26 protein-coding genes are annotated in these 23555 nt (G+C 70.1%); 12 read left to right on the top strand and 14 right to left on the bottom strand.

Annotation, left to right across the window (positions count from 1 at the left end):
* Positions 1-430 precede the first annotated feature (430 nt).
* Both AMIS_RS42765 and AMIS_RS19225 read right to left on the bottom strand, forming a co-directional pair.
* On the bottom strand, positions 431-580 hold the full coding sequence (locus AMIS_RS42765) for a hypothetical protein (protein WP_231859347.1): 150 nt from the start codon (positions 578-580) through the stop codon (positions 431-433).
* Between the two features lie 170 nt (positions 581-750).
* On the bottom strand, positions 751-1194 hold the full coding sequence (locus tag AMIS_RS19225) for a MarR family winged helix-turn-helix transcriptional regulator (RefSeq protein WP_157434932.1): 444 nt from the start codon (positions 1192-1194) through the stop codon (positions 751-753).
* Between the two features lie 29 nt (positions 1195-1223).
* On the opposite strand from AMIS_RS19225, the gene AMIS_RS19220 reads away from it, so the two are divergent.
* Positions 1224-2525: an MFS transporter gene (locus tag AMIS_RS19220; RefSeq protein ID WP_014444021.1), complete on the top strand. Its 1302-nt coding sequence runs from the start codon at positions 1224-1226 to the stop codon at positions 2523-2525.
* A 118-nt stretch (positions 2526-2643) separates the two neighbouring features.
* On the opposite strand, the gene yidC is transcribed toward AMIS_RS19220, so the two are convergent.
* The gene (yidC, locus tag AMIS_RS19215; RefSeq protein WP_157434931.1) at positions 2644-3483 is read right to left on the bottom strand and encodes a membrane protein insertase YidC; all 840 of its coding nucleotides are present in this window, start codon (positions 3481-3483) and stop codon (positions 2644-2646) included.
* A 60-nt stretch (positions 3484-3543) separates the two neighbouring features.
* On the opposite strand from yidC, the gene AMIS_RS19210 reads away from it, so the two are divergent.
* The 4 genes from AMIS_RS19210 (at position 3544) to AMIS_RS41750 (ending at position 7590) form a co-directional block, all read left to right on the top strand.
* Positions 3544-4140, top strand: a complete 597-nt coding sequence (locus AMIS_RS19210) for a TetR/AcrR family transcriptional regulator (RefSeq protein ID WP_014444019.1) — start codon at positions 3544-3546, stop codon at positions 4138-4140.
* Between the two features lie 111 nt (positions 4141-4251).
* Positions 4252-4722, top strand: coding sequence for a MarR family winged helix-turn-helix transcriptional regulator (locus AMIS_RS19205; protein ID WP_014444018.1), 471 nt, complete (start codon positions 4252-4254; stop codon positions 4720-4722).
* A gap of 20 nt (positions 4723-4742) precedes the next feature.
* Positions 4743-6335 carry an MFS transporter gene (locus AMIS_RS19200; protein ID WP_051042064.1) on the top strand — a complete coding sequence of 531 codons (1593 nt, stop codon included), beginning with the start codon at positions 4743-4745 and terminating at the stop codon, positions 6333-6335.
* 307 nt (positions 6336-6642) lie between these two features.
* Positions 6643-7590 carry a winged helix-turn-helix domain-containing protein gene (locus AMIS_RS41750; RefSeq protein WP_172666605.1) on the top strand — a complete coding sequence of 316 codons (948 nt, stop codon included), beginning with the start codon at positions 6643-6645 and terminating at the stop codon, positions 7588-7590.
* A 616-nt stretch (positions 7591-8206) separates the two neighbouring features.
* Here the strand turns inward: AMIS_RS41750 and AMIS_RS19195 are convergent.
* The 4 genes from AMIS_RS19195 to AMIS_RS19180 form a co-directional block, all read right to left on the bottom strand.
* Positions 8207-9364 carry a zinc-dependent alcohol dehydrogenase gene (locus AMIS_RS19195; RefSeq protein WP_014444015.1) on the bottom strand — a complete coding sequence of 386 codons (1158 nt, stop codon included), beginning with the start codon at positions 9362-9364 and terminating at the stop codon, positions 8207-8209.
* Positions 9361-9786, bottom strand: coding sequence for a hypothetical protein (locus AMIS_RS19190; RefSeq protein WP_014444014.1), 426 nt, complete (start codon positions 9784-9786; stop codon positions 9361-9363). Before AMIS_RS19190 ends, AMIS_RS19195 begins: the two co-directional genes overlap by 4 nt.
* Before the next feature lie 145 nt (positions 9787-9931).
* Positions 9932-11884, bottom strand: coding sequence for a cellulase family glycosylhydrolase (locus AMIS_RS19185; RefSeq protein ID WP_051042502.1), 1953 nt, complete (start codon positions 11882-11884; stop codon positions 9932-9934).
* Positions 11885-12266: 382 nt separating this feature from the next.
* Entirely contained in the window at positions 12267-13145 is an 879-nt protein-coding gene (locus AMIS_RS19180) for an NAD-dependent epimerase/dehydratase family protein (protein WP_014444012.1), read from the bottom strand.
* An 83-nt stretch (positions 13146-13228) separates the two neighbouring features.
* Here AMIS_RS19180 and AMIS_RS19175 point away from each other — a divergent pair, with 83 nt between their 5' ends.
* The gene (locus AMIS_RS19175; protein ID WP_014444011.1) at positions 13229-14128 is read left to right on the top strand and encodes a LysR family transcriptional regulator; all 900 of its coding nucleotides are present in this window, start codon (positions 13229-13231) and stop codon (positions 14126-14128) included.
* On the opposite strand, the gene AMIS_RS19170 is transcribed toward AMIS_RS19175, so the two are convergent.
* The 3 genes from AMIS_RS19170 to AMIS_RS19160 all read right to left on the bottom strand — a co-directional run bounded on the left by AMIS_RS19170 (position 14125) and on the right by AMIS_RS19160 (position 16127).
* Positions 14125-14616, bottom strand: coding sequence for a nucleoside deaminase (locus tag AMIS_RS19170; RefSeq protein ID WP_014444010.1), 492 nt, complete (start codon positions 14614-14616; stop codon positions 14125-14127). The two genes, AMIS_RS19175 and AMIS_RS19170, sit on opposite strands and share 4 nt — an antisense overlap.
* A gap of 29 nt (positions 14617-14645) precedes the next feature.
* The gene (locus tag AMIS_RS19165) at positions 14646-15380 is read right to left on the bottom strand and encodes a CPBP family intramembrane glutamic endopeptidase (protein WP_014444009.1); all 735 of its coding nucleotides are present in this window, start codon (positions 15378-15380) and stop codon (positions 14646-14648) included.
* 87 nt (positions 15381-15467) lie between these two features.
* Positions 15468-16127 (bottom strand): pentapeptide repeat-containing protein, encoded by a 660-nt coding sequence (locus tag AMIS_RS19160; RefSeq protein ID WP_014444008.1) that lies wholly within the window; start codon positions 16125-16127, stop codon positions 15468-15470.
* A gap of 75 nt (positions 16128-16202) precedes the next feature.
* Between AMIS_RS19160 and AMIS_RS19155 the strand changes: the two genes are divergently transcribed.
* The 6 genes from AMIS_RS19155 to AMIS_RS19130 all read left to right on the top strand — a co-directional run bounded on the left by AMIS_RS19155 (position 16203) and on the right by AMIS_RS19130 (position 21590).
* On the top strand, positions 16203-16940 hold the full coding sequence (locus tag AMIS_RS19155; protein ID WP_014444007.1) for an SDR family oxidoreductase: 738 nt from the start codon (positions 16203-16205) through the stop codon (positions 16938-16940).
* On the top strand, positions 16922-17350 hold the full coding sequence (locus tag AMIS_RS19150; protein WP_231859345.1) for a hypothetical protein: 429 nt from the start codon (positions 16922-16924) through the stop codon (positions 17348-17350). Before AMIS_RS19155 ends, AMIS_RS19150 begins: the two co-directional genes overlap by 19 nt.
* A gap of 140 nt (positions 17351-17490) precedes the next feature.
* Positions 17491-18093: a TIGR03086 family metal-binding protein gene (locus tag AMIS_RS19145; protein ID WP_014444005.1), complete on the top strand. Its 603-nt coding sequence runs from the start codon at positions 17491-17493 to the stop codon at positions 18091-18093.
* 28 nt (positions 18094-18121) lie between these two features.
* Positions 18122-18595 carry a 2Fe-2S iron-sulfur cluster-binding protein gene (locus AMIS_RS19140; RefSeq protein ID WP_014444004.1) on the top strand — a complete coding sequence of 158 codons (474 nt, stop codon included), beginning with the start codon at positions 18122-18124 and terminating at the stop codon, positions 18593-18595.
* On the top strand, positions 18592-19554 hold the full coding sequence (locus tag AMIS_RS19135) for an FAD binding domain-containing protein (RefSeq protein ID WP_014444003.1): 963 nt from the start codon (positions 18592-18594) through the stop codon (positions 19552-19554). Before AMIS_RS19140 ends, AMIS_RS19135 begins: the two co-directional genes overlap by 4 nt.
* On the top strand, positions 19551-21590 hold the full coding sequence (locus tag AMIS_RS19130) for a xanthine dehydrogenase family protein molybdopterin-binding subunit (RefSeq protein ID WP_014444002.1): 2040 nt from the start codon (positions 19551-19553) through the stop codon (positions 21588-21590). The genes AMIS_RS19135 and AMIS_RS19130 overlap by 4 nt, the downstream gene beginning before the upstream one ends.
* On the opposite strand, the gene AMIS_RS19125 is transcribed toward AMIS_RS19130, so the two are convergent.
* The 4 genes from AMIS_RS19125 to AMIS_RS19115 are packed head-to-tail and all read right to left on the bottom strand — an operon-like array spanning position 21587 to position 23513.
* Complete coding sequence (locus AMIS_RS19125) at positions 21587-22381, bottom strand: SAM-dependent methyltransferase (RefSeq protein ID WP_014444001.1); 795 nt, start codon at positions 22379-22381, stop codon at positions 21587-21589. The genes AMIS_RS19130 and AMIS_RS19125 overlap by 4 nt on opposite strands.
* A 47-nt stretch (positions 22382-22428) precedes the next feature.
* On the bottom strand, positions 22429-22827 hold the full coding sequence (locus AMIS_RS19120) for a hypothetical protein (protein ID WP_014444000.1): 399 nt from the start codon (positions 22825-22827) through the stop codon (positions 22429-22431).
* Positions 22824-23000: a hypothetical protein gene (locus tag AMIS_RS43405; RefSeq protein ID WP_014443999.1), complete on the bottom strand. Its 177-nt coding sequence runs from the start codon at positions 22998-23000 to the stop codon at positions 22824-22826. The genes AMIS_RS19120 and AMIS_RS43405 overlap by 4 nt, the downstream gene beginning before the upstream one ends.
* A gap of 51 nt (positions 23001-23051) precedes the next feature.
* A complete protein-coding gene (locus AMIS_RS19115; RefSeq protein WP_014443998.1) occupies positions 23052-23513 on the bottom strand; it encodes an Lrp/AsnC family transcriptional regulator in 462 nt (153 codons plus the stop codon).
* Between the last annotated feature and the right edge of the window lie 42 nt (positions 23514-23555).

The raw sequence follows: 23555 nt of genomic DNA, 5'->3' as shown, positions 1-23555 counted from the left end.
GCGAGCCCACGGGCCGGTGGCCCCGGATCGGCGACGCCCGGACAGTCACGACGTCACGACGTCACGACGTCACGAGGTCACGAGGTCACGAGGTCACGAGGTCACGACCCCGCGGGGTCACGAGGTCACGGAGTCACGAGGTTGCGGGGTCACGAGGTTGCGGGGTCACGAGGTCAGCGCCCCGGAGCGCCCCGGCAGCGCGGGTGAGGGCACACGCAACAGCTGCGTGTGCCCTCATCAACGCCAGGGCCGGGATGCCGGCACACGCACCGCTTCGGTGTGCCCTCGCCCCGGCGTGCGCGGGCTCACCGTGTGCCCCCGCCCCAGCCCGCGCCGGCTCACCGTGTGCCCCCGCCCGCCCGGGCCGGCACCGGTCTGCGTGGGCTTCTGTCCCACCTGCCGGCCGTCCGAGGGGACGCTGCCGCCGCGGTCAGCGGTTGTCGCGGCCGCCGGAGAAGATCTGTAGGAAGAACAGGAAGACGTTCAGGATGTCCAGGAAGATGGAGGCGGCCAGCAACGGCGCCGACTCCACGTCCGACGACCGGCGCAGTCTCTGGAAGTCGATGACGATCGGGCCCACGAAGATCGCCAGCCCAGCACCGAGTAGATCAGCGCAGCCATTCCCCGTACACCTGATGGGCTCGTGCCAGCAGCCTCCCACCCCCGGTGCCCGGCCTCACATTCTTCCGCCGGACGCCGCCGGACGCCGCCGGGCACCCCAGGGACCGGCCCTGGTCCGGACCCCGGGCTCTACTGCGGATCCTCGGCCGCCTCGGCGAGACGGTTCAGCGCCGGCAAGGCCCGCACGATCGCGTCGGTGTCCTCCGGGCTCAGCCGGTCGAAGAGCTCGTCGATCGTGGCGGCGTAGTGGGCGTACGTGCGTACCAGAAGATCCCGCCCCTCCTGCGTGACCTCGACGAGCACGCTGCGGCCGTCGTTGGGGTCGGCGACCCGGCGGACCAGGCCGGACTTCTCCATCCGGCCGACCAGCTGGGTCATGCCGGGCTGCGAGGCCCGGGTCATCCGGGCGAGATCGGTGATCCGCCCCGGCCCGTGGTCGGTCAGCTGCCGGAGCACCGCCGACGCGACCGAGCTCGGGTACTCCGCGCCTTCGATCTGCCGCAGGAACCGCACCAGCCGCCCGAGCACCGGCAGCAGCTGTGACCCACGACTCTCCCCGCCCGCCATTTGCATAACCTCATTATGTATCTAGAGTTGTCACCGTGAGCAGCCAGTCATTGTTCAAACAACCCAAAGCGGTCTTCGCCGTCGCATTCGCCTGTGTCGTCAGCTTCATGGGCATCGGTCTCGTCGACCCGATCCTTCCAGCGCTCTCCACCAAGCTGAACGCCACACCCAGCCAGGTCAGCCTGCTCTTCACCAGCTACCTGCTGGTCACCGCCGTGGCCATGCTGTTCACCGGCTGGGTGGCCAGCCGGATCGGCGCCAAAGCCACCCTGATCACCGGCCTCGCCCTGATCGTCGTGTTCGCCGCCCTGGCCGGGCTGTCCGGCTCGATCAACGGGATCGTCGGCTTCCGGGCCGGCTGGGGACTCGGCAACGCCCTGTTCATCGCGACCTCCCTGGCCGTCATCGTCGCCTCCGCCACCGGCGGCTTCGCCGGCGCGATCGTGCTCTACGAGGCCGCGCTCGGCCTCGGCATCGCGGCCGGCCCGCTGATCGGCGGCCTGCTCGGCGAGATCAGCTGGCGCGGCCCGTTCTTCGGCGTCGCGGTGCTGATGGCGATCGCCCTGCTCGCGACGGTCGCACTGGTCGAGCCGACGCCGAAGCCGGAACGGCCCACTCCCCTGCTCGCCCCGATCAAGGCGCTGCGTCACCGGGCCCTGCTCACCATGGGCATCACCGCGCTGCTCTACAACTGGGGCTTCTTCACGATGCTGGGATACGCGCCGTACCCGATGGAGCTCAACGAGATCCAGCTCGGCTTCGTCTTCTGCGCCTGGGGACTGCTGCTGGCCTTCTTCTCGATCACCGGAGCCCCGTGGTTGCAGCGCAGATTCGGAACAGCGCCATCCCTGTACGGGGCACTGACCGTCTTCGCCGTGCTGGTGCTCCTGATCGGCGTCTTCACCGACACCCGCTGGGTGGTGATCACCTGCGTGATCGCGTCGGGTGTCGCGGCCGGCATCAACAACACGCTGACCACCCAGGCCGTCATGCTGGTCGCCCCGGTCGAGCGGCCGGTCGCCTCCGCGGCGTACGGGTTCGTCCGCTTCATCGGCGGGGGCCTCGCCCCGTTCGCGGCGGGCAAGATGGTCGACCACTGGAACATGCACGTCCCGTTCGTGGTCGGCGCGGCGGCGATCCTGCTCGGCGTCGCGGTGCTGACGACCGGCCGCAAGCCACTCGCCGCGGCGGACGCGGAGCTGGCAGCGGGTGGCGCGCACGGCACGGCGGACAAGGTGGCGGGCGAGGCGGCCGACGAGGTGGCGGGCGAGATGGCCGACGAGTTCGGCGGCGCCCCCGACGCCATCGACTACGAGAAGACAGCCGAACGCGCCTGATCAAGGCTGATCGGCCAACTCAGCGAGACAGCTTCACTTGACGTGTTGACTGTACAAATCAAGTCGACGTGTTGACTGCGTGGCTGGGCAGTCAACACGTCCGCTCAACGCCGTGATCTCACGAGGCAGGCGCCTCCACGGCCGGCTGTTCCGGGCCCTTCGTCATCGGCCGCGGCGGGAACTTGCGCAACACCCACTGCTGCTGCGCCAGAGTCACCAGGTTGTTGGTCACCCAGTAGATGACCACACCGATCGGGAACAGCGCACCGGAGATCAACAGTGACGCCGGAATGCCGTACAGCATCAGCCGTTGCACCACCTTCTGCTGCGGGTCCTCGGCCCACCCGGTTTTGAGGATCATCTGACGGCTGGTCAGATACGTCGTCAACATCATGACCAGCACGAGCACCCCGGCGACGACCTTCACGGTGCCGCTGCTCGCCCCGAACGCGGCCAGCTCGGACGCCGTGGAGCCGAACTTCGCCGGGAGCGGTGAGTCGAACAGCGTCGCGTGGGTGGCGCCGGCGAACTGCTCAGTGGTCCACCCGTACCGTGTGGTGCCTTGATTGTCCGGGCTCAACCTATTGAGCACGTGGAACAGACCAAGAAAAACCGGGATTTGTACGAGCATGGGCAGGCACCCCATCAGAGGGTTGGCCTTCTCCGCCCGATACAGCTCCATCATCTCGGCCTGGAGCTTCTGCGGATCGCTCTTGTGCTGCTCCTGCAGTTCCCGGATCTTCGGCGCGAGCGCCTGCATGGCCCGCTGCGACTTGATCTGCTTCACGAACACCGGGAAGAGCAGCGCCCGCAACGTGACGACCAGGAAGACGATCGCCAGGATCCACGTCCAGTTGGTGCCGAGCACGAGACCGTCCGGAACCCCGGCCGCCTCCCACCGCTCGTGCCAGCGCAGGAGGATCCACGAGATGGCGTTATAGATCCAGTCGAGACTCACGGCGCGGATCATACGGCAACACTGTGATGCCATAACGGGACGATGCCTTAGGGTGAACCGGTGACCGCGGCCCCTCGACGAACCACCGGCGTGCGGCACGGTCCGCGCAGCACCCAGGTGGTCGAGCGGGTCCGTGCCGCGGTTCTCTCCGAGATCACCCGGCACGGGTTCGCCGGCATCACGATCGACGGGGTGGCCCGGGCCGCCGGGGTCAACCGGACCACGATCTACCGCCGCTGGCCGACGAAGGCCGACCTGCTCGGCGCGGCCGTCGAGCCGCTGCTCGCGGAGTTCGACGCCGATCCCGGGACCGGGTCGTTCCGTGGCGACCTGCTGGTGCTCATGCGACGGCTACGGGACAACGCCGCGCGACCCGAAGGCCGGGCGCTCGGCGACGCCGTCAAATCCAGCGCGGCCGAGCTGCGGGAGATCGCGGTACGGGCCGGTGCCCGTACCCTGGCGCCTTTTGATCGTGCCGCCGAGCGGGCGGCGGCGCGCGGTGAGATCGGCGATCGGGCCTTGGCCGGGATCGCGGCACATCTCGCCTATGCCGGCATCGTGATGTGGGAGCAGAACCGCGGCACGCCCGCGACCGATGCTGACTGTGCCCGCATGGTGAATCTCGCGCTCGCCGGACTGTCCACAGTGACGGAATAGCCGAGCGTCACTCTCCGCACGCCTCCCCTTCGCTTTGCGCAAACTTGCCCACTGAGCAAGCTTTGCGGATACTTGTCTGTGGCAACCAACAGTGGCCTCAGGAGGCATGCCATGGACGGCGCCGTGCCCGAGATCGGCACCCGTCTGCACGATCTGATCAGGGTCAGCCGGATGCTCAAACAGCGCCGGTCGGCGGAACGGTCGGCGATCCCGATCGGACTCTTCGTCCTGCTCTCAGAGATCGACCGTCTCCCCACCGGGTCACACGCCCGTGAACTGGCGATCCAGAGCGGACTCGACCCGTCGACGGTGAGCCGTGCCGTCGCCGCCCTCGTCTCCCACGGCCTGGTGACGCGCGAGCCGGACCCGCACGACGGGCGCGCGACGGTCCTGGTCGTCACCGCCACCGGCAAGGCCGCCCTCGCCGACACCCTCCAGTGGTACGAACGCACGCTCGCCCGGGCGCTCGCCGACTGGAGCCCGGACGAGCTCGCCGCGTTCAGCCGCGGACTCGGCCGGTTCACCGAGGCCATCGATACCGCACTCTCCACCAACGACACTCTCATGGAGGCGGCGCAGTGAGCGCATCCCCACCCGGGCAGATGAACCACCGGCAGACCCTGGAGGCACTCAGCGGTCTGCTGCTGGTCCTCTTCGTCGCCATGCTGAGCAGCACCGTGGTCTCCACGGCACTGCCGAAGATCATCGGATCGCTGAACGGGTCGCAGACCCAGTACACCTGGGTGGTCACCGCCACCCTGCTCACCGCCACCGCGACCACCCCGATCTGGGGCAAGCTCGCCGACCTGTTCAGCAAGAAGCTGCTGATCCAGATCTCGATCGTGGTGTTCGTGGTCGGATCCGTGGTGGCCGGCATGGCGCAGAACGCCGGTGAGCTGATCGCGGCACGCGCCTTCCAGGGCATCGGCGTCGGCGGCCTGCAGGCCCTCGTGCAGGTGGCGATCGCCGCGATGATCCCGCCCCGCGAGCGCGGCCGGTACAACGGCTACCTCGGCGGCGTGATGGCCCTCGCCACGGTCGGCGGTCCGCTGCTCGGCGGCCTCATCGTCGACACGTCATGGCTCGGCTGGCGCTGGTGCTTCTTCGTCGGCGTGCCGGTCGCGATCGTCGCATTGGTGCTGCTCCAGATCACTCTTCACCTTCCGACGGTACGGCGGGAGAACGTCAAGATTGACTACCTGGGCGCTACATTGATCGCCGCCGGAGTCAGCCTGTTGCTGATCTGGATCTCGTTCGTGGACGACACGTTCGCGTGGCTGTCCTGGCAGACGTGCAGCATGGTCGGCGGCACACTGATCCTGCTCGCCCTCGCCGTCCGGGTGGAGTCGCGCGCGCCCGAGCCGATCGTCCCGCTGCCGATCGTCCGCGAACGCAACACCGCGCTCGCCATCCTCGCCAGCCTCGCGGTCGGCATGGCCATGTTCGGCGGCGCCGTGTTCCTCGGCCAGTACTTCCAGATCGGCCGCGGATACAGCCCCACCGAGGCCGGCCTGCTGACCATCCCGATGATGGCCGGCGTGCTGCTCTCCTCGATCATCAGCGGCCGCATGATCACCAAGACCGGCCAGATCAAGCCGTGGATCGTGGCCGGCGCAATCGTGCTGGTCGCCGGGTTCGGCATGCTGAGCACGATCGACCACGCGACAGCCCTCTGGTACGTCGGTGTCGGCATGTTCGCCGTCGGCGCCGGTGTCGGCATGTCGATGCAGAACCTGGTGCTCGCCGTGCAGAACACGGTCGCGCTCAAGGACATCGGCGCGGCAAGCTCGACCGTCGCGTTCTTCCGATCGCTCGGTGGCACGATCGGCGTGTCGGTTCTCGGCGCCGTGCTGGCCCGTCAAGTCACCGACCAGATCACCCATGATCTGGCGGCGGCCGGGGTGCCCGCATCGAGCAGCGGCGGGAGCAGCAGCTTGAATCTGGGCGCGCTGCCGGAGGCGATCCAGCACATCGTGCGGGCCGCATACGGTGACGCCACCGGTCACATCTTCCTGTTGTCGGCGCTCATCGGCATCGTCGGGGTGGTGGCTGCGCTCATGTTGAAGCAGGTGACGCTCCGCGACAGCCTTGATCTGCCCGCCGAGTTGAAGGCGGCAGCCGTGGCGGCCGACGCGATCGACGGCGCCCCGCCGATCGATCAGGTCGACGGCGGCACATCCACGAAGCAACGCTGACACCACAACGCATTGATCCGGCACGTTGAGTTGACATGTTGAAGTGACAACTCAACACGAAGCGTCGACAGACTGACGCGTTGATTGCTCTAGTCAACACGCACTGTTCGATCCGCGCTGTATGAGTCGCGCTGTGTGAGTCGACCGATATGGGCCGTCACTCCTGCTGGAGTGGCGGCCCTTTCGCATGGACTGCGCCTGGCCAGACCGGCAACTCGCATGTGTTGACCACCTTGCAAGAATCCAGCTGTTGTTCGCTCGGACGGTCGGTTTCTGTCACGCCGGGTCAAGGTCGACAATGTGTGCCATGACTGACGACGTTCGTGATCGCATTCTCGGGCTGCTGCATGCCGGCCCCGCCACGGTGGCGGGTCTCTCCGCGCGGCTCGGGTTGCCGGGCGGGGTCGTCAACTATCACCTCAAGATCTTGGAGCAGGGTGGGCTGGTGCGCGCGGGCCTTCCCCGAATGGTGCAGGGAGTGGCGGTTCTGCGGTATGTCAGTACGGCCGCGGTCGCGTCACCGCCGCTGCGGATCCCGGCACCGCTGCCGGGACTCACCTGGACCGGGACGGGCCAATTCCCGATTCCGGTGTGGACGGTCGGTGCTGACCGTGGACCGGACGCGGCGATCGGCGCATCGGGATCCGCGCCGGCCCAGCCCGAGATCGGAGCATCCGGTTCCGCGCCGGCCCAGCCCGAGATCGGCGCGTCCGGATCCGCGCCGGCCCATTCCGAGATCGGCGCGTCCGGATCGGTGCCGGCTCGACCGGAGATGTCCGCCGCTGGTGCGCCGGCCGGGAACCCGCCGGGGTTCGAAGCCGCACTGGCTTCGCCGGCTGGGGACTCGCAAGACTTTGGGTTGTCACCTGCTGCGACGACGCAGGGGCGGGACGAACGAGATTCCGGTGACGGGGCCGGCGATGTTGGGATGTCTGCTGCGGCGGTTCCTCGTCAGGGTGGCGGAGGGAGGCCCTCGATGGTTGGCGGGGCTGAGCCGGTTTTTCCGTTTGAGGTGGGAGCTGGTGTAGGCACTGATCTCGGGCCCCGGCTTGCGGAGGTTCGGCGGGTTCCACTGGATGATGCGACGTTCTATGAGTTCGCTACACGGCTCGATGCGCTGACGCGGGAGTTCGCCGCCCGCGCCACTGACGGCTCCCCGGCTGCTGAGCTGGCGATTGCGCTCTACCGGCCGAGCGACGCGGGCGGCTCGGGGCAAGGCGGCGCTGGGCAGAGCGGCGCCGGGCAGGGCTCCTGATCACGCGGATACGGGGCGACCGGCGGATGCGTAACGCTTCGCTGAACATCGCGGCCGGATGCTGGCGACACGGCCGTATGCCAGCGACACCCGTTCGCGTGATCACAGCTGCTGGGGAGCACTGTGAACCAGTTGGTCCGGCTGGTTCACAGTGCTGTCCGAGACGCTAGAAACAGCACTGGTAACCAGCTCGTCTCGGCCGGCTGGTTATCAGTGCTGTCGGGTGCCCGGTTTGTCCGCACTGGGCGCCAGCCGGGACCGGCATTTCCAAGATCTGCGAACCTGCGGGCCCGCCCAGACGTCACTTTGTCATATTTGTCCGACTTTGGCACTGCGTTGCCCGTGCTGGCGAGGCTGGCCGGGCTTGACGGGAGCAGGGCAGGCCGAGAGCAGGGCGGGACAGGAGCGGGCCGGGACAGGAGCAGGGCGGGCAGCGCCCGGGCTCCATGCGGGCCCGACCCAGGACCACGGCGCGGGCGGGACGGCTCGGGGCGTGGGGGCGCACCCGTAGCGATGGCCGCGCTACGGCCTGGACGGCACACCCGTGGTCGCGACGTCAGGCCCGGAACGGGCCTGACGTGCGGTTGGGGACGGATCGGACGCGTACCCGGAAAGGTCAGGGACAGAAAACGGCCCGGACGCAATCGTCGTCCTTCTCCTTGAACATGCGGTAGCCCTCGGGCGCCTGGTCGAGCGGCATCACGTGCGTGGCGAGATGCTCGGTGACCAGCTCACCCTTCGCCATTCGATCGAGGAGCATCGGGATGTAGCGCTGGCCGTGCATCTGGGCGCCGCGGACGGTGAGGCCCTTGTTCATCAGGGCGCCGAGGGGAAACTTGTCGACGAATCCGGCGTAGACGCCGAGGACGAAGACGGAACCGCCCTTGCGGCAGGCGTGGATGGCGTCGCGGACCGCGACCGGGCGGTCGGTCTGCAGGCGCAGCTGCTGTTTGAGCTGGTCGTAGCCGCGGGAGTGGGCCTCCATCCCGACTGCCTCGATGCAGACGTCGGGACCGCGGCCGCCGCTGCGTTCGCGCAGTTCGGCGGAGACGTCGGTGGTCTCGAAGTTGAGCGTCTCGGCGCCGATGTGGCGTTCGACCTGCGCCAGACGGTTCGGCAGGCGGTCGATGACGATCACCCGGCCGGCGCCGAGCAGCATCGCGGCGCGGGCCGCCATCTGGCCGACTCCACCGGCGCCCCAGACCGCGACGACGTCACCGGGCTGGACGCCGCCCAGGTCAGCGCCCATCCAGCCGGTCGACGCGGCGTCCGAGGCGAACAGCGCGCGCTCGTCGCTGACACCCTCGGGCACCGCGAACGCCCCGACGTCGGCGAACGGGACGCGGATGAACTCGGCGTGACTTCCGGCGTTGCCGCCCATCGCGTGCGAGTAGCCGAAGCAGCCGCTCGGCGCGTGACCCCACAGGGTTTCGGTGATCGCCGGATTGGTGTTGCCGTTGTCGCAGAGCGAGTAGAGCTTCTGGTCGCAGTACCAGCAGTTTCCGCACGAGATGAACGACGACACCACCACCCGGTCGCCGATCCGGTGGGTGCGCACGTCCGGGCCCACCTCGACGACCTCGCCGAGGAACTCGTGGCCGAGGACGTCGCCCTTCTCCATGAACGGGATGTATCCGCCGAGCAGGTGCAGGTCGGAACCGCAGGTCACGGACTTGGTCACCCGGACGATGATGTCGCCGGGGTTGCGGAGCTCCGGGTCGGGCACGGTGCCGACGGCGAGCTTGTTGACGCCCTGCCACTGCAGCGCCTTCACAGCAGTCCTCCCTCGCGGCCGTGCCGGGTGGCCGCCTGAAGCGGCCGGTTCGTCAACGTTGTCACCGTTGTCGGCGGGCCGGACGGCAGCAGCACGTCACCGGTCTCCAGCAGCGAGCGGGTCTCGCGCAGCGCCGCCCGGACCTGGCCCTCGGTGATCGTGGAGCCCTCGGGGATGCGGACGGCGATCTCGGTACCCCGGTCGCCCGGTGCGGGGCGCAGGGTGATCTCGACGTCGCCGGTGATCTCCCGGAGCGAGCCGGGGAGCTGCTCGGACTCCAGTTCGGACAGCGGGCGGTAGATCGTTATCACGTGACGGCGCTGATGATCCGGCTGCTTCGCGCGGCTCTTCGCTGCGACGGTGGCAGCGGCGGCGGCCGCGAGCGGCACGGCGAACATCAACACCTTTCCGGTACGGGTCACAGCACGTTCCCTTCACGTCGGGTCGAACGTGATGTACCCGGTGGCATAGGGATAAACGGGTTCGCCGGTGCCGTGTAACCGCCCGATCCTGACGATTTCGTGCGCACCGTCCGTGCACGAACTGCCAAGATCGGGCGGTGGTCCGTCAGGAGAGCGTGCAGCTCACCGTGGCGGGAGTCGCCGACGGGCCGGAGCCGACCAGGCCGAATGTGGTGGACGCTCCGGCCGCCAGGGCGCCGTTGTGCTCGGCGTTGCGGACGGTCACCGGCGGTGTGGCCTGCACGCCGTTCCACAGCGACGCCACGGTGGTCCCGCTCGGATAGGTCCAGTTCACGACCCAGCCGGTGCTCGCCGCGGTGCCGGTGTTGCGTACCGCGACCTCGGCCTGGAAACCCCCGGACCAGGAACCGGTCGTCTTGTAGGTGGCGGTGCACCCGCCACCCGTGTCGCCACCGGTCGCCGCCGTCGTCACGCTGCGTCCCGCCGACGCCGCGGAGACGTTCCCGGCGGCGTCCCTGGCCCGGACACTGAAGGTGTACGTGGTGGACGCCGTCAACCCGCTCGCGATGTAGCTCGTCCCGGAGACCGTCGCCACCACCGTGCCGTTGCGCAGAACGTCATACGAGGTCACGCCCACGGCGTCGGTGGACGCCGTCCAGCTCAGCGTGACACCGGTGGCGGTGACGCCGCTCGCCGACGGCTGGCCCGGAACGGTCGGCGCGACCGTGTCCGACTCGCCGAAGGCCGCGCTCAGGCTGATCCCGGTGGTGCTGCCCGCCCCGCCCAGCGGCACCTGGTGGTCCAGGCTGACGAACTTGCCGCCCTGCTGCCACAGCGCGGGCTTGAGCAGGGCGTACTTCTGCTCGTCCCAGGTCTTCCAGTCGTCCAGCAGCAGACCGCCGGTGTCGCCCGAGTTCGGGTTCAGCACCCAGAACGTCTGGTGCAGCCGGTGCTCCACGATCAGGTCGCGCAGCGCGGTCATCCAGCGGTCCTGCCGCTCGTCCTGGCCGAGCCGGCCACCCCACTCGCCGATCAGCAGCGGCGCGGTGTCGTTCTCGTGGATGTAGAGCCAGTTCGGCCGCCACACGTCGTTGGTCAATGTGGTCTTGTCGAACGGCTTGTCGAACCACGGCTGGTTGAAGACCAGCGGCCCGTAGTCGTGCGGCGAGTAGACCAGCTGATCCTGGTTCGCGCCCAGGTTGATCGGGTAGTCGCGGACGCCGCGCAGGTTGCCGCCCCACCAGTTGTAGTAGTAGTTCGGCGACAGGTCCGGGTCGGTGTTCGGCGAGTTCCAGGTCTCACCCTCGCGCGGGTAGACCTCCTGCCCCTCGACCAGGACCAGCACCTCCGGGTTGATCGCCAGGATGCGCTTCGCCGCGGTCTCCGCCGTGTGCTTCCAGTTGTCCACGTCGGTGGAGTTGTCCCACTTGGCGCGCGGGGTGGTGCCGGGCGTGCCGTGCGGCTCGTTCTTCAGGTCCATCGCGACGATCGTGTCGTTCGCCTTGTAGCGGGCCGTCACCCACTCCCAAGCCTGGTAATACAGCTCCGGGGTGATCGTTCCCTTGTACCAGACCGGGTGGATGTGGCCGGAGTTGTCGGCCTCGGCGCTGTGCACGTCGAGGAGGACCTTGATGCCGTACTGCTCACAGAGCGCCAGCCAGAAGTCGAAGATCTGCAGGCTGTTCTTGCCGGCTAGTTCGGGGTTGGCGTACGTGTTGACGTTGACCGTGTTGAACGTGCCGGCTTTCCACTCCAGCAGCAGTTGAGTGGATATCGGGACGCGGACGATGTTGATGCCGCGCTGGGCCATCGAGCGGGTGATCTCGGTGATGTTGGCCGACCAGAGGCCGTGGAAGACACGTTCGGAGGCGTTGAAGCCGAACCAGTTGGCGCCGGTGAGCCAGACGGGGTTGCCGGCGGAGTCCACGATCTGGTTCCCGTCGACGTGCAGCCAGTCGGTGGCCGGGGCGGCGGCCTGTGCGCGGGTGGTGGCCTGCGCTTGGGTGGTGGCGCTGGTGTTCTGGGGTGGGGCGGCACTGGTGGCGGTGGGGATGCCGGCGCCGGTGATCGCCAGGGCCAGGCCGGCTGCTGCGGCCAGGATGCGTCTTCTTGCTCGGTGGGTGTGCACGGTGGACTCCTTGAGCGCGGGGATCGGGGACTCGGGAGCGCTCCCATGACATCCTGCAATCTCCACGACACACACCACAACTGTTTCCGAGAGGTTGAGCCACTCCGCGGCCCACCAGCCGACGCGGCGCGGTGCGGTGCGGCCGGCGCGGCGCGGTGCGCCCGGCGCGGTGCGGCCCGGCGGGCGGGCCGCGCGGCGGGCGGCGGGCGGGCCGCGGGCGCGAGCCGTAGCCCGCACAGGCAACCCGGCTCGAATAACCTGCCTGACCGACGGCCCGGGACCCCGAGCCGTAGCCCACGCAGCCAAACCAGCCAAACAACCTGCCTGAGCTACGGCTGGCCCGACCGTCACCTCATGCGGAACGGCCCCCACCGTCATACCCGCCCGCGGCGATCTCGGCGAGCAGCGACGCCCGCTCCGGCTTCCACCCGAGCACCCGCCGCGCCTTCTCCCCCGAAGCCTGCTGATCCACCAGCAGCGCAGCCCCGAAATCCCCGAGCCGCGCGACCGTTTCCGACGGCTCCTCCGGAACGACCCGCCCACCGAGCCCCAGCCGCCGGCTGGCCGCCTCCCCCAACTCCCGAACGGTGGGGTTCTCCCCACCGACACCCAGGAACACCGACCCGGCATCCCCCTTCTCCAGCGCCAGCACATACAGCGCCGCCAGGTCGTCAACATGGACGGTCGTCCAGTGCTGACGTCCATCACCGATCAACTGCAGTGCACCATCAACCTGTGGCGCGGACACCACCATCCGCGCGATCCCAGCACCGTGGCCGTAGACGATCCCCGGCTCGATCAGCACGGACCGGATGCCGGACGCGCCCAGCACCCGCTTGTCGATCTCGTCGCGCCAGGCCACGAGCGCGGGCGCGGCGATCGGTGTCTCCTCGGTGATGTCGGCGCCCGCCCCGTGCACCCAGACACCACCGGTCCGGATGAACGCTTTCGGTCGCCCGGCCAGGACCGCGTCCGCGAACTCGGCCTCCGCGGCCGCGCTGGAGGCGTCACCCGGGCTGGCGGTGTGGATCACGGCATCGCTGGTGGCGGCGAGGTCGCGCACCAGAGCCGCGTCCCGCATGTCGCCGATCATCACGTCGAGCCCGTCGCCGGTCACCCGGCCGGCGCTCTCCGCCCGTACGAGCGCAGTGACCGAATGTCCGCCGGCGATCAGGGCGGAGCGGACAGCGGAGCCGATGTAACCGGTCGCACCGGTAAGAAAGATCTTCACGGGGAAAGCTTCTCCCCACCCGGCGATCGTGTCCAACGAATGCTGTTCATAAGGGCAATCGGCGATGGCGATAAGGTCGGCGTATGGAACAGCGCCAGCTGGAGTTCTTCGTCGCGGTCGCCGAGGAGCTCAACTTCACCCGCGCCGCGAAACGCACCCACGCCGTCCAGTCCACGGTCTCGGCGAGCATCCGCGCGCTCGAGCGCGATCTCGGAACGCCGCTGTTCGACCGCAGCACCACCCGCGTCACGCTCACCGACGCCGGCCGGGCGCTGCTGCCGGAGGCGAAGAACGCCCTGGAATCGCTGGATCTCGCGCGGGCCGCGGTCGGGAGCGCCGGCCTCGGCCTGCGCGGCAGCCTGCGCGTCGGCACCCTCTCCGGCCTGACGGCCGTCGATCTGCCGGGGCTGGTCGGTGACTTCCGCGAGCGCCATCCGGGGGTACGGCTGACGATGACCGTGGCAGCCGAGGGCAGCTCCGGCCTGCTGGAGAAGCTCCGCTCCCACCAGCTCGACGTCGCTTTCGTGGGGGTGGACACCGCGGCCGTCGACGGGATCGACCTGACGCCCCTCGCCACGTTCCAGCCACGGCTGCTCGTGTCCGAGAATCATCCCCTCGCCGGCGCCGCGACGGTGGACCCGGGCGCGCTCGCCGACGAGCAATTCATCGATCTGCCGGCCGGTTACTGCAATCGGGTACGGTCCGACAACGACTTCCGCCGAGCCGGCCTGACCCGCTCGATAGTCGTCGAGGTCACCGACCTGACGACGGTGCCCAGTTACGTGGCGGCCGGCCTGGGCGTGGCCGTGGTCCCGCCGCTGCGCGCGGAGGCCGGGGCCCGCGTGGTCCCGGTCGACCTGGACCCGCCCGCCACCCCGTGGACCCTCGCGGTCGCCCGGCCGGCCGCGATCCCGCCGAGCCGGGCGGTCCGGGCGTTCCTCGATCTGATCCCCGCCCACACCGCCACGACCAGCGAATACTAGTCCCAGAACCCGTGGTGGACCGCTGCCGCGCTGGGCAGCGGCGCCGGCCCGTCGACCACGATCGGGCGGCCGCCGCGCGCGAACACCTCACGGGACGCCAGGTTCAGCGGCGGCACCCCTTCCTCCTCGTCGACCAGCTTGCTGAGTTCCTCGGAGGAGAACGCGAACACCACTCGCCCGATGCCGGCCCAGTAGATCGCGCCCGCGCACATGGCGCACGGCTCGGTGCTGGTGTAGAGCACGCTGCCGGCCCGTGTCGCGAGGTCGAGCCGGCCGGCGAGCCGCACCAGGTTGGTCTCGGCGTGCCCGGTCGGATCCGATGCGGTCACCACCGTGTTCACCGCTTCCAGCACCGTGCCGTCCGGCGTGACCAGCAGTGAGCCGAACGGGTGGTCTCCCCGGTTGCGGGCGTCCCAGGCCAGCGCGACGGACCGTTCCAGATGGGTCGTGTCCGCCGCCGTGATCTCCGTACCAGTCACCAACGTCATGGAGACATCCCATCATGACGGCGGGGCGCTCAGGCGAAGTGCACGGTGGCCAGGGCCGCGCCGACCAGCAGGCCCATCCCGTTCGTCGCCCAGTGCAGCGCGGCCGCCGCCAGCAGGCTGCCGCTGCGCCGCCGCAGCTCGCAGAGGAGCAGTCCGGCCAGCGCGGTGAACCCGACCGCACCGGCCACGGCCAGGACCTGCCCGGTGGTGCCGCCGCCCACCGCGTCACCGACCGCCCGGTTCGCCTCGGCGAGCCGCAGCGACGGCAGGATGTGCCAGAGCCCGAACAGCACCGACGACACGACGCTGGCCCAGACCGCGCCGCGATGCCGGTTCACCAGGCCGTGCAGCACGCCACGGAAGGCGATCTCCTCGAGCAGCACGGTCCCGAACGGGATCACCACGAAGGCGGTCTGCAGCACGGCGCTCAGGTGCAGGTCGTACCGGCCGTCCTGGAACGCCGGCCGGGTCGCCGGGATGGCGGCGGCGATCGCGTAGACGACCGCGACGGCGAGCACGGCGCCCACCGCGTACCTGATGCCCCGGGTCAGCGTGTGCGGCGCGAGCCCCAGGTCGTGCCAGGTCAGCCCCGCGCGGCGGCCGAGCAGCAACAGCCCGATCGCGACGACCGGGCCGGCGACCAGACCGGTGCCGGCCGGGCCGAATTTGGTCGCCACGTTGACCGCGACCAGCACCGCGACAACGGCGGCGAGGACGAGGCCCAGCCTTCGGCGGGAGATTCTTCGGGTACGGTCGACGGGCACAGCCGAAGGACGCTACCGACCCGATTCGATCTTTTCCGGCGAACCGGGGATTGTGTGACGTGAGCCGCTCCGGTGAACCGCCGGGCGTTACCGGACGACGAGTCCCAGGGTCTGCGCCAGGGCGGGCGCCGCCTCCGCCAGCTGATCGCCGCCGATCACGGCGCCGCGCAGCGACTCCCAGCCGAGAGCCACGTCCAGTTCGCGGGCGGTGCGGAAGTCCAGTTTCTTCACGGTCGCCTTCGCGAATCGGGCGCGGCGGATCGCGGTACCCGGGAAGGTGACGCCGACCAGGGTGGCGTCGGAGAAATCGACCTCGGTCAGGTCGCAGTCGCGGAACTCGACGTCCTGCAGCCGGGCGCCCCGCAGGTTCAAACTGTCGATCTTGCAGTCCTTGAGCACCACGCGACGCCACTGCGCCCCGTAAGACTGGACGCCGGCGAGAACGCTGTCCAGCACGGAGACGTTGAGGAAGGACGTCTCGCCCCAGCTGCCGCCGATCCAGCGGCAGCGTGACACGTAGACGTCGTCCAGCCGTACCCGATCGAAATTGCCGCCGGTGAAGGTGACCGAGGTGAGCGCGCTCTCGGAGAACCGGATCCCGCCGGCCTGCACCCCGTCGAACTCGGCGCCGTCGACGTGCGCCTCGCTGTAGTCCTCGCCGATCTCCAGCTCTGCGGTGAACGGCTGCAGGTATTTCGCGTACGGCAGCGAAGCGAGCTCCACAAGATCCCCTGTTGCGTAGGTCACCCGCTGTCACATCTCACGGGCGTCGGTAGTCCAAGACCACGACACGGTACGCCACGACGAAACGAGGGCTGACACATGCGAGTGGCCGTTGCTGGAGGAACCGGGCTGATCGGCCGGCTGATCGTGGAGCAGGCGCGCGCGGCCGGGCACGAGGTGGTGATCCTGTCCCGCTCGCACGGGGTGGACCTGACGACCGGCGCGGGCCTGGGCGATGCCCTGCGCGGGACCGAGGTGGTGATCGACGTGACGAACGTGGATACGCTGAGCCGCAGGGTGTCGGTGGAGTTCTTCGAGCGGGTCACCCGTACCCTCGCCGACGCCGGGGAACGCGCCGGGGTCGCCCACCACGTGGTGCTGTCGATCGTCGGCGTCGATCGGGTCGGATTCGGGTACTACCAGGGGAAACTCCGCCAGGAGCAGCTCGCTCTGGCCGGCCGGGTGCCGGCGACGGTGCTGCGCGCCACCCAGTTCTTCGAGTTCGCCGGCCAGTCGCTGGCCCGGGTGCCGGGACCGGTCGCCGTGGTGCCGCGGATGTCCGGCCAGCCGGTCGCGGCCGCCGAGGTGGCAGCCGAGCTGGTACGGCTGGCGGCCGGTCCGGCGCGGGGTCTGGCCCCGCAGATGGCGGGCCCGGAGGTGCTGGAGATGTCCGCGATGGCCCGCCGTGTCGCGAAGGCGCACGGGCCGCGGAAGCTGGTGATCGGGTTGCCGCTCCCGGGTGCCACGGGACGGGCCATGGCGGGCGGCGGGCTGCTGCCGACGGGTCCCGGGCCGCGGGGCACGACCACTTTTGATCAGTGGCTGGCGAAGCCGTGACGCTCTCCGCCAAGCGTGCGGTGGCCGCGCTGCTCGCGGTCGCCGCCGCGGTCATCGGAGTGTGGGCGGCGGCGTTCCCGCTGTCGTTCTACCGTGACTTCCCGTTTCCGGGGCGGAACTGGGTGTCGGCGCTCGGGCCGTACAACGAACACCTGACCCGCGACGTCGGCGGATTGTTCCTGGCGCTGCTGGTCATGACGGTGTGGGCGATCCGCCGGCCGTCGCCGGCGGTGCTGCGGATGACCGGAGGCGCGTGGCTGATCTTCACGGCGGAGCATCTCGTCTGGCATGCGCTGCACCTGGACGTCTTCCCCACCGTTGACAAGGTCGGCAATGTGGTGTCGCTCGGGGCGATGCTCGTGGCGTCACTGTTGCTGCTGCTCCCCGACCGTCCCGAACGCCTCGATTGACGAGTGGGCCGCAGCCTCCTCCCACTCCCGATCGGGCGCCGGAATGGCGGCGCCGTTCATCCCCGGTCACCCGGCTGCTGGCATCGCTACAGTCCTTCGAGAGCGAAAACCGTGCAGCCCGCCCTGGAAGGACGCCACCGATGCCGCTTTCCGATCTGACGCCCGCCGACCGCCACCGGCAGATCGCCGGCGGGTTCACCGCCCGCGTCCAGGGCGCGAAGGACTGGAACTCCCCCGCGCCCGTCGACGGCTGGACCGCGCGTGACGTGGTCCGCCACCTGGTCGAGTGGCTGCCCGGGTTCCTCGGCTCGTCGGCCACCCTGCCGCCGGGCCCGAGCGTGGACGACGACCCGGCCGGCGCCTGGCAGGCGCACGCCGGCGGGGTGCAGGCGCTGCTCGACGACCCGGCTGCGGCGCAGCGCACGTTCACCAACCCGCACATCGGCGAGATGCCGCTGGCGTACGCGATCGACCGGTTCTACACCTCCGACGTCTTCATGCACACCTGGGACCTGGCCCGGGCAACCGGCCAGGACGACCGGCTCGACCCGGAGTTCAGCGCGCAGCTGTTCGGCGGGATGGAGTCGATGGAACAGATCATCCGCTCGTCGGGGCAGTACGGTCCGCGGGTGGCCGTCCCGGACGACGCCGACGCGCAGACGAAGTTGCTCGGCTTCATCGGCCGCGACCCGAATTGGAAACCCGGACCCGACCCGATCCGGGCCGGAAACTCCGAGGATTGATCACTCCGGCTCCGGGTACCGGGCGCACATGCGTCTCACCGTCAACGAGGTCGAACACGAGCTTGACCTCGATCCCCGGACCACCGTGCTGGACGCGCTGCGTGAGCACCTCGACCTGACCGGCGCCAAGAAGGGCTGCGACCACGGGCAGTGCGGCGCCTGCACGGTGCTGCTCGACGGCCGCCGGGTGAACAGCTGCCTGCTGCTCGCGGTCGCCTGCCAGGACGCCCGGATCACCACGATCGAGGGCCTCGGCGACCATCCGGTGCAGCGCGGATTCCTGGACCATGACGGGTTCCAGTGCGGTTACTGCACGCCCGGCCAGATCTGCTCGGCGGTCGGGATGCTGGACGAGGTGGCGCAGGGCCGGCCGAGCGCGGTGACCGGCGACGGCGACCTGCTCAGCGACGCGGAGATCCGGGAGCGGATGAGCGGGAACCTGTGCCGCTGCGGCGCCTATCCGAACATGGTCCCGGCGATCCGGCAGGCGGCCGGCCGATGAAGACCTTCGAGTACCGCGCCGCGACGGGTGTGGGCGACGGGCTGGAGCCGGGCGCGATGTTCCTGGCCGGCGGCACGAACCTGGTCGACCTGATGAAACTCGGCATCGCCACCCCGGACGTCCTCGTCGACGTGCGCGGGCTGGTCCCGGACGAGATCACCGAGTTGCCGGACGGCGGGCTGCGGATCGGCGCCGGGGTGCGCAACAGCGACCTCGCCGCCGACCCGCGGGTGCGGACCCGGTACCCGGTTCTCAGTGAGGCGCTGCTCGCCGGCGCGTCCGGTCAGCTGCGGAACATGGCCACCACCGGCGGGAACCTGCTGCAGCGCACCCGGTGCCGGTACTTCATGGACGCCACCAAGCCGTGCAACAAGCACACGCCGGGCAGCGGCTGCCCGGCGCGCGAGGGCGACCACCGTAACCTGGCGATCCTCGGCGGCTCGGACGCGTGCATCGCCACCCACCCGTCGGACATGGCGGTCGCGCTGGCCGCCCTGGACGCCGTCGTGGAGACGAGCGCCCGCCGGATCCCGCTCACCGGCCTGCACCGGCTGCCCGGTGACGCCCCGGAACGCGACACGGTTCTCGACCACGGCGAGCTGATCACCGCGGTGACGCTGCCGGCCCTGCCGATGGCCGCGACCTCGGGTTACCGCAAGGCGCGGGACCGGGCCTCCTACGCGTTCGCGGTCGGCTCGGTGGCGGCCGCGCTGGACGTCGAGGACGGGGTGGTCCGTGACGTCCGGCTGGCGTGGGGAGCGGTGGCGCCGAAACCGTGGCGCGCCCGGCTCGCCGAAGAGCAGCTGCGCGGACGGCCGGCGACCCGGGAGTCGTTCCTGGCGGCGGCGGACATCGAGTTGGAGGACTCCCGGGTGCTGCGCGACAACGCGTACAAAATCGGTCTGATGCGCAACCTGACCGCCTGGATGCTGGAAAAGCTGGCGGGGGTGACCCGATGAGCGCGACCGTGCCGAGTGCCGTCGGCTCGCCCCTGGCGCGGCTCGAAGGGCCGCTGAAGGTGACCGGGGCGGCGAAGTACGCCGCCGAGTATCCGCAGGACGACATCGCGTACGGGTGGATCGTCCCGTCGCCGGTGCCGCGCGGGCGGCTGATCGACGTGATCACCGATCCGACCGATGACGCCGTCGCGGTGCTGTGGCACGGCAACGCGCCGGAGATCGCCGCGGCCGACGACCCGGAGCTGGCGGTTCTGCAGTCGGAGCGGATCAGCTATCGCGGCCAGCCGGTGGCGCTCGTCGTGGCGGACACGCTGGAGGCGGCGCGGTATGCGGCGCGGACGCTGCGGCTGGAGATCGAGGCGGAGGAGCACGACGCCGTGCTCCGGATCGATCATCCCGATCTGTACACGCCGGAGAAGGTGAATCCCGCGTTCCCTGCGGAGAGCATGATGGGCGACCCGGATCAGGAGGTGCTCGTCGACGTCGTCTATTCCACTCCGGCTCTGCACAACAACCCGATGGAGCCGCACGCCACGATCGCCCGCTGGGACGGCGACCAGCTGACCGTTTTCGACTCCAACCAGCATCCGTCCGGGATCGCCGCCACCCTCGGCCAGGTCTTCGGCGTGGAGAACGTCCGGGTCATCACCGAGCACGTCGGCGGCGGTTTCGGCTCCAAGGGCACCGCCCGGCCGAACGCCGTCCTCGCCGCTCTGGCCGCGAAGGTGACCGGGCGCCCGGTGAAAGTGGTGGTCACCCGGCAGCAGATGTTCAGCATCGTCGGGCACCGCACGCCGACCGTCCAGCGGATCCGCCTGGGCGCTGACCGCGACGGCACGATGACCGTGATCGATCACCAGGCGTACTCCCAGAGCAGCCGTCTTCTCGAGTTCGCCGAGCAGACCGCGGTGTCGACCCGGCACATGTACGCGGCCCCGAACCGCCGCACCGGTCACCACCTGGTCCGTCTCGACATGCCGACGCCGCGCTGGATGCGCGCGCCCGGCGAGGCGCCCGGCATGTTCGCCCTCGAATGCGCCGTCGACGAGCTCGCCGCCGAACTCGGCATGGACCCGATCGAGCTGCGGATCCGCAACGAGCCGTCCGCCGAGCCGGAGAGCGGCACCCCGTTCACCAGCCGGCACTACGTCGACTGCCTGCGGCAGGGCGCGGAACGTTTCGGCTGGGCCGGTCGCGACCCGCGGCCCCGGCAGCGCCGCGAGGGCGACTGGTGGATCGGCACCGGGGTGGCCGGGGCGACCTACCCGACGATGGCGCAGCCGTCGGCCGCGCGGGTCAGCGCGCTGCCGGACGGCCGGTTCGAGGTGGCGATCGGGGCCGCCGACCTGGGCACCGGCGCGCGGACCATCCTCACCCAGATCGCCGCGGACGCGCTCGGCGTGGGCGTCGACCGGATCGCGATCCGGATCGGCGACAGCAGCCTTCCGCAGGCCTCGGTCGCCGGTGGCTCGTCGGGCAGCGCGTCGTGGGGCTGGGCGGTGACCGGCGCCTGCCGCGCGCTCCGCGAGAACGGCGGCGACCAGGCCGTCTTCGACACCACCGAGCTCATCGAGCAGCAGGAGAAAGACGGACGGCACGCCTTCGGCGCCCACTTCGCCGAGGTACGGGTGGACGCCGTCACCGGCGAGGTCCGGGTGTCCCGCCTCTTCGGCATGTACACGGCCGGCCGCATCCTGAACCCGCGCACCGCCCGTAGCCAGTTCCTCGGCGGCATGATCATGGGGATGGGCATGGCGCTGCACGAGGAGGGCGTGCTCGACCCGGCGTTCGGCGAGTGGGTCAACAACGACCTGGCCGGTTACCACATCCCGGCGCACGCCGACGTCGAGGAGATCGACGCCGCCTGGCTCGACGAGCACGACGAGCAGATCAACCCGATGGGCAGCAAGGGCATCGGCGAGATCGGCATCGTCGGGTCACCGGCGGCGATCGTGAACGCGATCTGGCACGCTACCGGGATCCGCGTCCGCGACCTGCCGGTCCGTCTCGACAAGCTCCTCGACGAGTTCCGCTAGGGCTTGCGCGCCACCAGCCCGAACAGGGACGCCTCCACCGGACTCGGCTGCTCCTCGTCGGCCGGGTCCGGTCGCCACTCGCTGATCGCGGTGATGCCCGGCTCCACCAGCTCCAGCCCGTCGGCGAACTGCGCGACCTCGGCGCGAGTCCGCGGATGGACGTCGGACCGGCCGGTACGCAGCGACTCGTCCCAGTTCGCCTTCAGCTCCGGCGTCAGCAGGTCGGTGGTGGCGAGCGTCATCACCAGGTGACTGCCGGGCGGCAGGGCGTCGAGCAGCGTGCGCACCGCCGTGACCGCCTGCTCCTGCGAGGGCAGGAAGTGCACGACGGCGACCAGGATCAGCCCGACCGGCTTCGACAGGTCGAGGATCTCCAGCCCGGCCAGGATCTTCTCCGGCTCGCGCAGGTCCTCCTCGATGTAGCGGGTCTCCCCCGCCGGCGAGCTGGTCAGCAGCGCGCGGGCGTGCGCCATCACCATCGGGTCGTTGTCGGCGTAGACGATCCGGCTCTCCGGGGCGATCCGCTGCGCGACCTCGTGCGTGTTGTCGGCGGTCGGCAGCCCGGTGCCGATGTCGAGGAACTGCCGGATCCCGGCCTCGGCCGCGAGGTAGCCGACGGCCCGGCGCAGGAACGCGCGGTTCGCCCGCGCGGCGATCCGGGCCGCCGGGTACGACTTCGCGAGCAGGTCCCCCGACTCCCGGTCAGCGGCGAAGTTGTCCTTGCCGCCGAGCCAGTAGTTGTAGCGGCGGGCCGGGTGGGCCACGCCCGTGTCGAACTTCTCCAGCGTCACCCGAAAGATCCTAATCGGAGCGTCCGGCCGCGGCGAGCCCGCCGTCGTCAGTCCTCGATCTCCAGGACGAGCCGGCCGCCGTCCACCTTCTCGTACCACCCCGGGTGCCGGGTCATCACGTCCACGTCGAGCTCCAGCGCCAGCCACGCCGCCGACGCGCAGTCCGCCCGGCCGGTCAGCGCCCGGAGCCCGACCAGCATCTCCCAGTCGTCGGCGTCATCGGCGATCACCACCGTCGCGGGATGGGCGAGCAGCAGGTCGAGCCGGCCCCGATCGATCATCGCGGTCTCGTGGCCGGCCTCGACCAGGCACCACACCGGGATGACCGCCACGCCGTGCTCGTCGTTGATCTCCGCGAGGATCTCACCGACGGCGATCGAGCCGCGCACCCAGGAGGCGACCGCGGTGGTGTCGAGCACCAGCCGGACGGTGCGCGCCCGGGTCACGCCTGACCGGTGCGCAGGCGCATGATCAAGGCGGCGCGGGCGTCGTGATCGCGGGCCGCGGCCGTCTCCCGCAGGCGGCGGCGGGCACGCGCCTTGCCCTCGGCCGTGACGATCATGCCCATCCGGGTGTGGATCTCGTCGAGGCTGAGCTTCGAACTGGTGTCCTGCTCCATGCGGGAAGACTAACCGCTGCGGCGCGATTCCGGTCGGTGCGCGGTGTGCCCTCAGGGCCGGATCGGCAGGGGCGAGACGGTCTTGGTGACGCCGAACGCGAAGGTGGTCTCGATCGAGGCCAGCCCGGGGATGGTGCGCAGGCGGGTGCGGACGAAGTCCTCGTACGAGGTGAACGAGCCGACCGTGATCTTCAGCAGGTAGTCCTGGTCACCGGCGAGCAGGTAGGCCTCGACGATCTCGGGCACGCCGCGGATCTCGTCCTCCACCCGCTCGACGATCTCCTGGCCGTGCGACTCCAGGGTGATCCGGACGAACGCGGTGATCGGCAGGCCGACCGCCTCCTGGTCGATCACCGCCCGGTACCCGGCGATCACCCCGGCCTCCTCGAGGATCCGGACGCGGCGCAGACAGGGCGACGGCGAGAGCCCGACCCGGTCGGCGAGCTCCTGGTTGCTGATCCGGCCGTCGCGCTGGAGTTCGAGCAGGATCCGGCGGTCGATGTCGTCAAGCATTGGAAGATTCTGCCAAAGGTACGGTCGGCAGCGCACGAATTA

Source organism: Actinoplanes missouriensis 431 (assembly GCF_000284295.1).
Classification (GTDB): Bacteria; Actinomycetota; Actinomycetes; order Mycobacteriales; family Micromonosporaceae; genus Actinoplanes; species Actinoplanes missouriensis.
Note: the sequence above shows the minus strand (reverse complement) of the source record. Positions and strands in the feature narration are given on the sequence as shown.

Bases quoted from the DNA above. Each gene is read 5' to 3' on its own strand.
- AMIS_RS41750 (WP_172666605.1), top strand. From the start codon at position 6,643: ATGACTGACGACGTTCGTGATCGCATTCTCGGGCTGCTGCATGCCGGC.
- AMIS_RS19140 (WP_014444004.1), top strand. From the start codon at position 18,122: ATGCGTCTCACCGTCAACGAGGTCGAACACGAGCTTGACCTCGATCCC.
- AMIS_RS19155 (WP_014444007.1), top strand. From the start codon at position 16,203: ATGCGAGTGGCCGTTGCTGGAGGAACCGGGCTGATCGGCCGGCTGATC.
- AMIS_RS19205 (WP_014444018.1), top strand. From the start codon at position 4,252: ATGGACGGCGCCGTGCCCGAGATCGGCACCCGTCTGCACGATCTGATC.
- AMIS_RS19130 (WP_014444002.1), top strand. From the start codon at position 19,551: ATGAGCGCGACCGTGCCGAGTGCCGTCGGCTCGCCCCTGGCGCGGCTC.
- AMIS_RS19170 (WP_014444010.1), bottom strand. From the start codon at position 14,616: ATGACGTTGGTGACTGGTACGGAGATCACGGCGGCGGACACGACCCAT.
- AMIS_RS19200 (WP_051042064.1), top strand. From the start codon at position 4,743: ATGAACCACCGGCAGACCCTGGAGGCACTCAGCGGTCTGCTGCTGGTC.
- AMIS_RS19135 (WP_014444003.1), top strand. From the start codon at position 18,592: ATGAAGACCTTCGAGTACCGCGCCGCGACGGGTGTGGGCGACGGGCTG.
- AMIS_RS19175 (WP_014444011.1), top strand. From the start codon at position 13,229: ATGGAACAGCGCCAGCTGGAGTTCTTCGTCGCGGTCGCCGAGGAGCTC.
- AMIS_RS19115 (WP_014443998.1), bottom strand. From the start codon at position 23,513: ATGCTTGACGACATCGACCGCCGGATCCTGCTCGAACTCCAGCGCGAC.
- AMIS_RS19145 (WP_014444005.1), top strand. From the start codon at position 17,491: ATGCCGCTTTCCGATCTGACGCCCGCCGACCGCCACCGGCAGATCGCC.
- AMIS_RS43405 (WP_014443999.1), bottom strand. From the start codon at position 23,000: ATGGAGCAGGACACCAGTTCGAAGCTCAGCCTCGACGAGATCCACACC.
- AMIS_RS19225 (WP_157434932.1), bottom strand. From the start codon at position 1,194: ATGCAAATGGCGGGCGGGGAGAGTCGTGGGTCACAGCTGCTGCCGGTG.